Annotated in this window: 8 protein-coding genes; 3 read left to right on the forward strand and 5 right to left on the reverse strand. The window is 69.3% G+C overall.

What is annotated here, in order from left to right; translation table 11 throughout:
- The first annotated feature begins 138 nt into the window (after nt 1-138).
- Both AKJ13_RS04440 and AKJ13_RS04445 read left to right on the forward strand, forming a co-directional pair.
- Nucleotides 139-2,280, forward strand: a complete 2,142-nt coding sequence (locus AKJ13_RS04440) for a TonB-dependent receptor (RefSeq protein ID WP_200905585.1) — start codon at nt 139-141, stop codon at nt 2,278-2,280.
- A gap of 234 nt (nt 2,281-2,514) precedes the next feature.
- Nucleotides 2,515-3,618: an oxidoreductase gene (locus AKJ13_RS04445; RefSeq protein ID WP_050732272.1), complete on the forward strand. Its 1,104-nt coding sequence runs from the start codon at nt 2,515-2,517 to the stop codon at nt 3,616-3,618.
- Nucleotides 3,619-4,170: 552 nt separating this feature from the next.
- On the opposite strand, the gene glmS is transcribed toward AKJ13_RS04445, so the two are convergent.
- The 5 genes from glmS to AKJ13_RS04475 form a co-directional block, all read right to left on the reverse strand.
- Nucleotides 4,171-5,997 (reverse strand): glutamine--fructose-6-phosphate transaminase (isomerizing), encoded by a 1,827-nt coding sequence (gene glmS, locus AKJ13_RS04450; RefSeq protein WP_050732273.1) that lies wholly within the window; start codon nt 5,995-5,997, stop codon nt 4,171-4,173.
- A 172-nt stretch (nt 5,998-6,169) separates the two neighbouring features.
- Complete coding sequence (locus AKJ13_RS04455) at nt 6,170-7,099, reverse strand: bile acid:sodium symporter family protein (RefSeq protein WP_050732274.1); 930 nt, start codon at nt 7,097-7,099, stop codon at nt 6,170-6,172.
- 489 nt (nt 7,100-7,588) lie between these two features.
- A complete protein-coding gene (gene glmU / locus AKJ13_RS04465) occupies nt 7,589-8,965 on the reverse strand; it encodes a bifunctional UDP-N-acetylglucosamine diphosphorylase/glucosamine-1-phosphate N-acetyltransferase GlmU (protein WP_050732276.1) in 1,377 nt (458 codons plus the stop codon).
- A gap of 78 nt (nt 8,966-9,043) precedes the next feature.
- Nucleotides 9,044-10,612: an RNA polymerase factor sigma-54 gene (gene rpoN, locus AKJ13_RS04470; protein ID WP_050732277.1), complete on the reverse strand. Its 1,569-nt coding sequence runs from the start codon at nt 10,610-10,612 to the stop codon at nt 9,044-9,046.
- A 389-nt stretch (nt 10,613-11,001) separates the two neighbouring features.
- Nucleotides 11,002-11,712, reverse strand: a complete 711-nt coding sequence (locus AKJ13_RS04475) for a Crp/Fnr family transcriptional regulator (RefSeq protein WP_050732278.1) — start codon at nt 11,710-11,712, stop codon at nt 11,002-11,004.
- A 355-nt stretch (nt 11,713-12,067) separates the two neighbouring features.
- Here AKJ13_RS04475 and AKJ13_RS04480 point away from each other — a divergent pair, with 355 nt between their 5' ends.
- The gene (locus AKJ13_RS04480; RefSeq protein ID WP_050732279.1) at nt 12,068-12,346 is read left to right on the forward strand and encodes a hypothetical protein; all 279 of its coding nucleotides are present in this window, start codon (nt 12,068-12,070) and stop codon (nt 12,344-12,346) included.
- Nucleotides 12,347-12,348 lie beyond the last annotated feature (2 nt).

Genomic DNA, 12,348 nt, shown 5'->3' on the forward strand with positions numbered 1-12,348 from the left:
GCGAGGCGGAGGCGACGCGTGCACCATGTGTTGTAACAATGTAACGTTTCCGACCGATCGCGACGGCCCGCGTGATCGGCGCTTGCTTCCGTTCCTCACGGCGCGTGAATGAAACGATATAACACTGTGTGAGTCTCGATGACCCCGACTTTCCGCCACGCCGTCCTGGCCGGCACGATCCTGTCGGCGCCTTTCTCTGCCGGCCTGTTCGCCGCTCCGGCGCAGGCGCAGAAGGCCGTCGCCCTCGACGAGATCAGCGTCACCAGCCCCAGCCCGATCCAGCCCGCCAAGCCCGTCGCCGCGCCCACGGCACCGCTGCAGACCGGCATCCTGCCGGTGGCGACCAACACGTTCTCGCCCGTCACCGTGGTGACGCAGGACCAGATCGCCCGCGATCAGCCCCGGACCCTGGGCGACGCCCTGTTCGACCGGCCCGGCATCTCGTCCACCACCTACGCACCGGGCGCGGCCTCGCGGCCGATCATCCGCGGCCTCGACAATGCCCGGGTGCGCATCCAGGAGAACGGCATCGTCAACGGCGGCGTCTCGGATCTCGGCGAGGACCATGCGGTCCCGGTGAACCCGCTGGTCGCCGACCGGATCGAGGTGATCCGCGGCCCCGCGACCCTGCGCTACGGCTCCGGTGCCATCGGCGGCGTAGTCTCGGCCGACAACAACCGGGTGCCGACCTTTATCCCGGCCAACGGTGTCCAGGGGCAGGTCACCACCGGCTTCTCCAGCGTCGATAACGGCCGGCTCGGCGCCGCGACCGTGGATGCCGGCGGCGACGGCATCGCGGTCCATGCCGACGGGTTCAGGACCGCCAACGACAGCTACGCGATCCCCGGGGGGATCCAGCGCAACTCCTACAACGAGTCCCAGGGCGGCGCGGTCGGCATCTCGGCGATCGGCGACCGCGGCTTCGTCGGCATCTCGTTCAGCCATTACGACGCGATCTACGCGATCCCGGGCGGCACGGCCGAGCAGGACCGCACCCGCCTGACCCCGAACCAGGACCGGGTCCTGTCCCGGGGCGAATACCGGCCGCTCGACGGACCGTTCGAGGTGATCCGCTACTGGGCGGGCTACTCGGTCTACCGCCACAACGAAGTCGGCATCGGCGAGGACGGGATCGAGGGCGTCCAGGCAATCTTCAAGAACCGCGAGGCCGAGGGGCGCCTGGAGCTCCAGCACGTCCCGGTGGAGACCCCGTTCGGCGTGCTGACCGGCGCGCTCGGCTTCCAGTCGGACCGGCGGGTGATCAACTCCCAGCTCGAATCGTTCCTGCCCAAGACCGAGTCCCGGGCCAACGCGGTCTACCTGTTCGAGGAGCTGGAACTGCGCCCCGGCACGCGGCTTCAGGCGGCCGGGCGCTACGAGGTCGACCGACTATCCAGCACGGCGGCGCAGTTCCCGACGGATTTCGCCCCGGTCGACGGGCTCGACCCGCTCCAATACGCCCGGACCCGGCGCTTCGCCCCGAAGAGCGTCAGCATCGGCGCCCTCCAGGACCTGCCCTTCGGCTTCGTGGCGAGCCTCAACGGCTCCTATGTCGAGCGTGGACCCACCGGCTACGAGCTGTTCTCGCAGGGGCCGCACGACGCCACCGCAACCTTCGAGATCGGCAATCCGGACCTCAAGAAGGAGCGCGCCCGCACGGTGGAGGCCAGCATCCGCCGGGCCGAGGGCCCGCTGCGTCTCGACGCCACCGGCTACTACACGCGCTATACCGGCTTCATCTACCGCAACTTCACCGGGCTGGCCTGCGACGACGATTTTGCCTCCTGCGGCAGCGGCACGGAGAACCGGCAGGTCGTCTACCAGCAGCAGAACGCGACCTTCTACGGCGCCGAGATCATCGGCCAGTACGACGTCCTGCCGGTGGGCAACGGCTTTGCCGGCATCGAGGCGCAGTTCGACTTCGTGCGCGCCCAGTTCGACAACGGCACCAACGTGCCGCGCATCCCGCCCTACCGGCTCGGCGGCGGCGTCTACCTGCGGGCGGACGGTTGGTTCGCCCGGGTGAACCTGCTCCACGCCTTCGACCACCAGGCGACCGCCCTGTTCGAGACGCCCACCCCGGGCTACGACGACCTGCGCGCCGAGCTGAGCTACACGAAGCTGGTCGATCCGACGGTCTACGGGGCGAGCGCGATCACCCTCGGGGTGCAGGGCCGCAACCTGCTCGACGCCGATATCCGCAACTCGACCTCGTTCAAGAAGGACGAGATCCTGTTGCCAGGCCGGAACGTGCGGTTGTTCCTGACGGCGCGGTTCTAGCGACCCTCACCGCGTCATTGCGAGCGCAGCGAAGCAACCCCGTGTGGTGCCCAGTTCGGCAATGTCGCGCTGCCCTGGGTCACGTCGCAGCGCTCGTGAAGATCGGCGAGCGCTGAGCTGACGGCTGGCTCCGATCGAACGGCCGGACCAGACCTCACGCTCCGGAAGCGGTGAACGCAGGCGCGCACGCCGCTATACTTGCGCGCTCGATGACCGCGACCGGACGACACCACCATGGCGAGCGCGACGGCACCCATCCGAGTCGGCCTGATCGGCTACGGCTATGCCGGCAAGACCTTTCACGCCCCGCTGATCCGGGCTGTTCCGGCGCTCAACCTCCGGGTGGTCGGCTCGCGCGACCCGGCCAAGGTCCGATCCGACCTGCCCGGTATGACCGTCATCGCCGAACCCGCCGCGGTCGCGGCATCGGACGACGTCGATCTCGTGATGATCGCATCCCCGAACGACACCCACGCGCCCCTGGCCCGGCTGGCCCTGGAAGCCGGCAAGCACGTGGTCGTCGACAAGCCCTTCACCCTCGACCTCGCCGAGGCACGGGACTTGGTCGCGCTGGCACGGCACCGGGACCGGATGCTGTCCGTGTTCCACAACCGGCGCTGGGACAGCGACTATCTCACCGTCCGGGCGGCCATCGCGGATGGTCGCGTCGGCAAGGTCCGGCACGTCGAGTCGCATTTCGACCGGTTCCGCCCGCAGGTTCGCGACCGCTGGCGGGAGGGGGCCGGCCCGGGCGGCGGCATCTGGTACGATCTCGGGCCCCATCTCGTGGATCAGGCGCTCCAGCTGTTCGGCCTGCCCGACCGGGTCACTGCGAACCTGGCGCGGCTGCGCAAGGGCGCCCTGTCCGACGACTGGGCCCATGTGGTGCTCGACTATCCGGACCTGCGCGTTGTGCTGCAGGCCAGCATGCTGGTCGCCGGTGGATCGCCCCGCTTCCTCGTCCACGGCGAGGCCGGCAGCCTCGTCAAGCAGCGCCTCGACATCCAGGAGCAGCAACTCCTGGCCGGCCTCGCCCCGGGCGCGCCGGGTTGGGGCGAGGACCCGGACGGGATCACGATCCATGACGGCACCGGCGCCGTGACGCACGCGCCTGCCATGGCGGGGGATCAGCGGCACTACTACGCGGGCGTCGCTCGGCAAGTCGCCCAAGGCACCATCGACCACACGGCCGCCCTTGAGGCGCTTCAGGTGATGGCCTGCATCGAGGCGGCGCTGATCTCGGCGCGGACGGGGACGTCCGTGGCGCCGCCGCTTACGCCGGAGGAGCGGGATCTGTCGGGGCTCGCGGGTGACGGCGCGGTTTCGCCTCGCGCGTGAAATCGACGGGCGCAGCCAAACTTAGGACGACGGCTTCATTCGAACAATGAGCTGCGCCGGGTCGGTGCCGCTGGCCCACCATATCGCCGATCCACGAGGTCGGGCTGCCAGCGGCCCGCACGCGTACAGCGCGGTAGCGCTCCTTCAGCCGCTTCACGCTGTCGTGTCGGTTGGCCTCGGTCAGGCGGAGGCCGGAGATTCGACGAGCCCACTATGAAGGGCGGACCGGTGACAGCGATCATGGCGGACGCGGAGATCGCGCGATCTGCGTCCGGAGATCGTCTGAACCGAGCGGCGGAGCCATACCGACTCATCCGTACTCGCTCTATCAGATACTCTCACTCCCGCGGGCAGTGATAACCTCGACTGTCGCGCGTACATGTCTGGCGCTGTCGGCCATGCCATGACGACTCGGTTAACAGCCGGATGCGCCACGGCACCGCGCCCGTTAAAAGCCTGAAGCGCGGTGCCTGCTGGATCCTCTCATCCGGCCCTGTTGTTCCATACGTCTTTCATCTGCCGCAGCCACGGATTCTCTGATCATCCGTGCGGCTACTCCACGGTGACTGACTTGGCGAGGTTCCGGGGCTGGTCGACGTCTTTCCCCATGAACACTGCGGTGTGATAGGCCACCAGCTGGATCGGCACCGCGTACACGATCGGTGCCACCGTGGCGTCGAGGTCCGGCATGGTCACGGTGGCCATGGTGTCGAGGCCGTGCTCGGCCGCGCCCTTGGCGTCGCCGATCAGCACGATGCGCCCGCCCCGGGCGGCGACCTCCTGCATGTTCGAGACCGTCTTCTCGAACACCGCGTCGTGGGGCGCGATCACGATCACCGGCACGCTCTCGTCGATCAGCGCGATCGGCCCGTGCTTCAGCTCGCCCGCGGCGTAGCCCTCGGCGTGGATGTAGCTGATCTCCTTGAGCTTCAGCGCGCCCTCCAGCGCCATCGGGTAGCTGGTGCCGCGGCCGAGATAGAGCACGTCGCGCGCCTTCGCGACGTCCCGGGCGAGAAGCTCGATCTCCGATTCCCGCGTCAGCGCTTCGGCCATCAGGCCCGGGGCCTTGATCAGCGTGTCGACCAGCCGGCGCTCGCCGGCGGCATCGAGGGTGCCGCGGGCGCGACCGGCCGCAATGGCCAGGCACAGCAGCACGGTGAGCTGGCAGGAGAACGCCTTGGTCGAGGCGACGCCGATCTCTGGGCCGGCGAGCGTCGGCATCACCACGGAGGATTCTCGCGCGATGGTCGAGGTCGGCACGTTGACCACGCAGAGCGTGTGCTGGCCCTGAGACTTGGCGTAGCGCAGTGAGGCCAGGGTGTCGGCGGTCTCGCCCGATTGCGAGATCACCAGCGTCAGCCCGTCCTTCTCGAGGGGCGCCTCGCGGTAGCGGGCCTCGGAGGCGACGTCGATCTCCACCGGCAGCCGTGCGACCTGCTCGAACCAGTAGCGCGCCACCAAGCCGGCATAGAAGGCCGTGCCGCAGGCGGTGATGTAGACGCGGCTGAGCTTGGCGAAATCGAAGGGCAAAGCCTCGGGCAACATGACACGGCCGTTGGCCATGTCGACGTAATGGGCGAGCGTGCGGCCCACCACCTCGGGCTGCTCGTGGATCTCCTTCGCCATGAAGTGGCGGTACTCGCCCTTGTCGATCCGGTAGGCCTGCGTGGCAATCTTCTGGCGCGGGCGCTCGACGCGCGCGCCGGACTGGTCGCGGATCTCGGCGCCGTCCCGTGTCAGGATCGCCCAGTCGCCTTCGTCGAGATAGGTGATCGCGTCGGTGAAGGGGGCCAGCGCCAGGGCGTCGGAGCCGAGATAGGTCTCGCCCTGGCCGAAGCCGACCGCGAGCGGCGCGCCGTGGCGGGCGCCGATCAGCAGGTTCTCCTCGCCGGAGAAGATGAAGCCCAGCGCGAAGGCGCCGCGCAGCCGCGGCAGGGCCGCGGCGACCGCATCGACCGGGCTCATCTGCCGGTCCATGTTGCGGCTGACCAGCTGGGCCACGACCTCGGTGTCGGTCTCGGTCTCGAAGACGACGCCGTCGGCCTCCAGCTCGTGCTTCAATTCGCGAAAGTTCTCGATGATGCCGTTATGGACGACGGCGAGCCGCTTGGTGGCATGCGGGTGGGCGTTGGTCTCGTTGGGCCGGCCATGGGTCGCCCAGCGGGTGTGGCCGATGCCGATCGTGCCGGTAAGCGGCTCGCGCGCCAGCCGCTCTTCAAGGTTGACCAGCTTGCCCGAGGCGCGGCGGCGCGCCAGCTGCCCGTGCTCCAGGGTGGCGATGCCGGCGGAATCGTAGCCGCGGTATTCGAGCCGCCGCAGGGCCTCGATCACCTGCCCCGCCACCGCGTCGCGCCCGACGATGCCGACGATGCCGCACATGGAAGTGTCTCTCGTTTTGACGCCCGGGTGGCCGCGCGCGGACCGGCCGCGCAAGGTCCGGGCCGTTCGCTCAGGCCTTCGCCAAGCGGGACGTGTACCGGATCAGGGCCGCACAGGGCCAGCCCCGGCTACAGGGATGTGGCCGCGGGGGGGCGCCGCTGCGGTTGCCTTATCAGGGCGCGGTCCCGCGCGTGGCGATGGCCCGGTTCCGGCCCGACCAGTGGCCGGCCAGGATTGAGCCCGACAGGTTGTGCCACACGGAGAAGACCGCCCCCGGCAGGGCGGCCAGCGGCGAGAAATAGAGCTTGCCCAGAGCCGCCGCGAGGCCGGAATTCTGCATGCCGACTTCCAGGGCGAGGGTGCGGCAGGTGCTCTCGTCGAAGCCGAGCAGGCGCCCGCTCCAATAGCCGCAGACCAGACCGGCGCCGTTGTGCAACACCACCGCCAGCAGCACGAGGGGCCCGACCGCGGCGATGCTCGCCCGGCTTCCGGCCACCACGGCGGCGATTATCAGTAGGATGGCGGCCATCGACACGATGGGCAGCGCGCGCTCGAAGCGCCCGACGAGGCGCGGCGCGAGCCGGTTGAGCGCCAGCCCCACGGCCACGGGCGCGGCCACGATCTCCACGAGGCTGGCCAGGAGCCCCGTCACATCCACCGGCACGGCGGCGTCGACGTAGAACTGCACCAGCAGCGGTGTCGCCACGAGGCCCACCAGCGTCGAGGCGACGGCGACCGTCACCGACAGGGCGACATCACCGCCCGCGATGTAGACCATCAGGGTGGAACTCGTGCCGCTGGCGACGCTGCCGACGAGCACCATGCCGGTCGTGAGCTCCGTGCCCATGCCGAGGGCGTGGGCGATGGCCCAGGCGGCGGCGGGCATCACGAGGTAATGGACCACGACGCCGGTCGCGACCGGCGCGGGCCGGGCCAGGATCCGGCCGAAATCCGCGGGCGTCAGCGTCACCCCGAGGGCGAACATGATCACGGCCAGCAGAGCGGCGACGTGCGGAAGTATCGGGAGAAACACGCCCGGCGCGACGTAGGCGGTGGCCGCGGCCAGGACGGCGCAGACGGGAAACACGCGGTTGAGCAGCATCGTGCGGGCCGATGTCCGGAAAGGCGGCGGCCGTGTCCCAGCTGTGCTGATGCGCGTCAAGCGCAGCCGTCCCCTGGGCATCGCTGTGAGGTCGAGCCTCCCCCGCCGCGATGCCCGCGGTTTTCCTGGCGCTACCGAACCGGGGGGTGGCTTTCGGGACGTTCGGACCCCTGTTCGCACTCACCCAGGCTCCGATGCAGGCTTGGCACGCCCGCCTGCATCGGGCGGATGCCCATCGCTACACCGCGTTGTCGCGGATCACGGGGCTCTCTTGCATTGCGGGGTTCTTCACGTTCCCGTTCGGTCGCATGCTGGGCCGCTGGCTTTTTGCCTGATCGGTTGCGATGAGGCGGAAACGGAACGCCCGCTCCTCGAGGGAAAGCGAAGGTCTGTTATCGTCCGAAGCCAACACTGTCGGGCGACCGAAATGGGTCGCAATCGACCATCGCTTGATCGCGTCGATGGGAGCAGGCCCCGGATCCATGGGCCTCAACGTCCCCCGCGCAATGCCTTCTCGGCGAGCAGCGCCGCCCGCTTCAGCTTCGCCCAGCCCGGCTTCACCGCCTGTCGGCCGCGGGCGACCGCCATGGCGTCCGCCGGTACGTCGTCTGTGATGACCGAGCCCGAGGCGACGTAAGCGCCCTCCCCGATCGTGACCGGCGCCACCAGCGCCGAGTTCGAGCCGATGAAGGCGCCGGCGCCGATATTGGTCCGGTGCTTGAGCACGCCGTCGTAATTGCAGGTGATCGTGCCGGCGCCGATATTGGCCTTCGCGCCGATCTCCGCGTCCCCAAGATAGGTCAGATGTGCGGCCTTGGCGCCCGGCCCCATGTGGGCGTTCTTCAATTCGACGAAATTGCCGAGTTCGGCGCCGGTCTCGAGAACGGCATGACCGCGCAGCCGCACGAACGGCCCGATGCGCACGCGCGCCTCCAGCACGGTGTCGGTGAGATGGGCGAAGGCCCGCACCGTGCAGCCATCCCCGACCCGCACACCCGGCCCGAACACGACATGCGGCTCCACCACGACGTCGCGTCCCAGGATCGTGTCGTGGCTCAGGAAAACCGTTTCGGGGGCGACAAGCGTGGCGCCGCCCAGCATGGCGCTGCGGCGCAGCCGGGCCTGGATCGCGGCCTCGGCGACGGCGAGCTGGACCCGGTCGTTGACGCCCTGCGCCTCCGCCTCGTCCACGGGCACGACCGTGACCGAGAGCCCGTCCGCGACAGCGAGCGCCACCGCGTCGGGCAGGTAATATTCGCCGGCGGCGTTGTCGTTGCCGATGCGGTCGAGCAGCGTTAGCGCGTGCCGCCCCGACAGGGCCATCAGGCCGGCATTGCACAGGGTGACGGCCCGCTCGGTGGGGCTCGCATCCTTTTCCTCGCGGATCGCCAGGACACGGCTGCCCTCGGTGAGCACCCGGCCGTAACCGGTCGGGATCGGGCTCTCGAAGGCGAGCACCGCCACCGCCGCGCCGTCAGCGAGCGGCGCGCGGAGTCTCAAAAAAGTTTCGGCGCTGATCAGCGGCGTGTCGCCGAAGGCGATGACCACGTCGTCGTCCGGCGTCTCGAATACGGCTCGGGCGGCCAGCACGGCGTGGGCCGTACCCAGGCGCTCGGCCTGCGGGAACACCTGTGCGCCGGGCGCCTCCCGGGCGATCTCGGCGGCGACGTCCTCGCGGCCGGGCTCGGCGACCACGGCGATCCGGCCAGCGCCCGCCGCCTGCACGGCGGCGAGCACGTGGCCCAGCATGGTCCGCCCGGCGACCCGGTGCAGCACCTTCGGCAGGTCCGAGCGCATCCGCGTGCCCTTCCCGGCCGCGAGCACGATGGCGGTGAGGCTGCGCGGGGGCGTGGCGGGAGGAGTCATCGCGGGTCCAGGCGTCGTGATTCGGCGCGCGACCGATGGGCCGGACGCCGCCGCGACGCAAGACCGTCCCGCCGGATCTCAGCGCAGGGCCAGCGCCCCGTGATGGGCGGAGCCGTGGGCGTAATGCTCGCGGCGGCGCTCGATCGAGCTCGGGATCCGCAGGGATTCCCGGTACTTGGCCACGGTCCGGCGGGCGATGTCGACGCCCTCGCTGCGCAGCTTCTGCACCAGTGCGTCGTCCGACAGCACGTCGTCCGGCGTCTCGCCGTCCACGAGCTGCTTGATCCGGTGGCGCACGGCTTCCGACGAATGGGCCGCCATGCCGGCCGCACCCGGGATCGCCGCGGTGAAGAAGTACTTCATCTCCAGGGTGCCGCGGCTGGTGCCGATCGCCTTGTTGGACGTGACCCGGGACACGGTCGATTCGTGCATGCCGATCGCCTCGGCCACGGTCTTAAGGTTCAGCGGGCGCAGATGCGTGACGCCGTGGACGAAGAACCCGTCCTGCTGGCGCACGATCTCGGTGGCGACCTTCAGGATCGTGCGAGCGCGCTGCTCCAGGGAGCGGGTCAGCCAGTTGGCGTTCTGCAGCGCTTCCGACAGGAACGCCTTGTCGCCGTCGGCCGAGGCGCCGCGCACGACGCGGGCATAGTAGCTCTGGTTGACCAGGACCCGGGGCAGCGCCTCGCCGTTGAGCTCCACCAGCCAGGACCCGTCCGGGGCCGCGCGCACGAACACGTCCGGAATCAGCACCTCGACGGCGCTCGAGCCGAAGGCGCGGCCGGGCTTGGGATCGAGCCGCCGGATCTCACCCAGCATCTCGACGAGATCCTCGTCGTCGACCCCGCAGAGGCGGCGCAGCGCGCTGAAATCGCGCTTGGCCACGAGGTCGAGGCGCGAGACCAGGGCCTGCATGGCCGGGTCGAACCGGTCGCGCTCGCGCAGCTGGATCGCCAGGCATTCGGCCAGATCCCGGGCCGCGATGCCCGGCGGGTCGAAGCTCTGGACCAGGGTCAGCACCCGGGCCACGGTGGCGGAATCGGCGCCGAGACGCTCGGCCACACCCTCCACCGTCTCGCGCAGGTAGCCGGCCTCGTCGACCGCGTCGATCAGGAAGCCGCCGATCAGCCGGTCGGACGGGTTGCGGGTCGCGAGATCGAGCTGGCTCGCCAAGTGATCGCGCAGGGAGATCTCGGCCGTCAGGGCAGCCTCGAAATCGGGCGCGTCGGAATCGAAGCTGCCGCCGCTGCTGCCGTAGGGTGGCGGCGTCAGCGAGAGCATGTCGCCGCCGGAGGCCTCCTGCACCTGAATGGGCGCGTCGTCCGGGAACACGTTGTCGAGCCGGGTGTCGAAATCGGCCTCGATCTCGCCGCGGCTCGGGTCGAGCTCGGGGGGCTGCCACGAATCGGCGTCGAAGTCGCCGCCGGAGGCTGCATCGTCGGACGGGCCGGTCGCCTCGGCGGGTTCGGCGGTCCCAGGCCCCTCTGATTCGGCCCGTTCCAGCAGCGGATTGCGCTCCAGCTCAGCCTCGACATAGGCGGCGAGATCGAGGTGCGACAATTGCAGGAGTTTGATCGCTTGCAGGAGCTGCGGCGTCATCACCAGGGCCTGGCCCTGACGCACTTCCAGCCGTTGCACCAAACTCATGCGAGGCCCCGATGCCCTTTCAGCGTGATCGACCAGCCGAGCTGCGCTGCTCGCGGCATGGTTATTGCTTGTCGTCCGAGGTCACCTGTAACCCGATCACCAGCGCGCGTCAAAGATCGTCGGTGCCGGACGGGGCCGGGAAAGGTCGAACGGCGTGGATCCGTGGTGCGCGCGCCACAGCCAGCTTGCCGCCCAGTTTCAGGGCGAGGCTTTAACGAAGCGCTGTTCGTGCGCCGTCAGGTTTCCGCCGATCGCGCGAGGCCGCGCGATCCGCATCACACGCCGCTCCCGGGAAGCTGAGCACGGCCTGTCAGTTTGGCTGAATGAGCATCGTGTGCCCGCCGGGGCAGCGGTGGGCCAAGCTCGACCGAGTCGCGACGGCCGGCGCGTCAGTCCTGCGCGAGGAGCCGCTCGTACTCGGCCTCGGCCGGCCCGTAGGCATCCCCGGCCAGGTCTTCCAGCTTGTCGCGGTCGGTCACGATGATTCGCCCGCGGCGGGCCTTGATCATGCCCGAACCCTCGAGCACGTGCGTCGCGGTCGTGACCCCCGGACGGCGGACGCCGAGCATCATCGCCAGGAATTCGTGCGTGAGGATCAGCTCGTCCTTTTGCAGCCGGTCGTGGGTCATCAGGATCCAGCGGGCGAGCCGCGCCTCGATGGTGAGGTCCGTGTTGGCGTAGACGGTGTGGCCGACCTGGACGATCAGGCTCTGGACGTATCGCCCGAGCAGGCTGCGCAGCGGCGCGCTCTCGTCGAGCGCCGCCCGCAGGACCGCGGCCGGGAGCCGCAGAGCCACCAGGTCGGATTGGACCAGGGCGGTGTGCGGCGTCCGGTCCGCCCCCAGCACGAGCGGGGCGCCGCACATCCCCTCGTAGCCGATGACCCCGATCTCGATCCGGCCCTCGACCGTGTCGGCGACCAGCGACACGATGCCTTCCTCGATGAAATGCGCGTGGGTGATCGGCTGAAGCGGCAGGATCAGCAGCTCGCGCAGCGGCACCGACACGGTTTCCAGTGCGGGCGCGAGACGGGCGAAATCCTCGGCTGGCATGAGACGGAGCAGACGATTGCGGACGCCATCCTGCTTCGGTCGATCCAAGGCTCCGCTCCAAAGTCGGTGCTAGAGCGCGGCCAGTCTCTCGGTTACCGGCGCTGAAGCTTGTCTGATCCCGAAGGACTCGAGGTAAACGGCCACCGCCCGACGACAAGCGAAATTGAGCTTGTCCGGGGCCTATGTACGCTTTCAGACGATGATGCGCCGATGCGTCGGGTCTGTTTCAGCTAACCCGTGGGAAAAGACTCGGTTTCCCGGTTGAACGCTTTCCCGTCACACGGCCGATGTTCAAACCACTTTCGATTGCGCATGGCGACCGCGCGGCACGCCTTGACCCAAGTTAACGACAATAATGATGCGGGCGGGCAAATCGTAGGCTTGGTTCCGGAGACGGTGTGCCGTGCGCTATTTCACCGACTTCATCACCGGAACGGTCTTGTCCCGCGACGGGGAGGGCCTTGAATTCTGCGGGCAGCGGGAAGCCTGCCAGTCTGCAGCGGAAGCGCTGGTGGAAGTCGCCAACGACACGCTGCGAAGAAAGCAGACATCGCCCGTCGGGACCGATCTGGCCGACCTGTACTTGGAGGCGCAGGTCCGGAACGAGGCCGGCACGGTGGTCTTCCGGGCTCAGCTTACCGTCGCCTTGGATTGGCCGGACACGCCCGCCGGCCAAGGCTGATC

The organism is Methylobacterium sp. ARG-1 (genome assembly GCF_001262595.1).
GTDB classification, from domain to species: Bacteria; Pseudomonadota; Alphaproteobacteria; order Rhizobiales; family Beijerinckiaceae; genus Methylobacterium; species Methylobacterium brachiatum.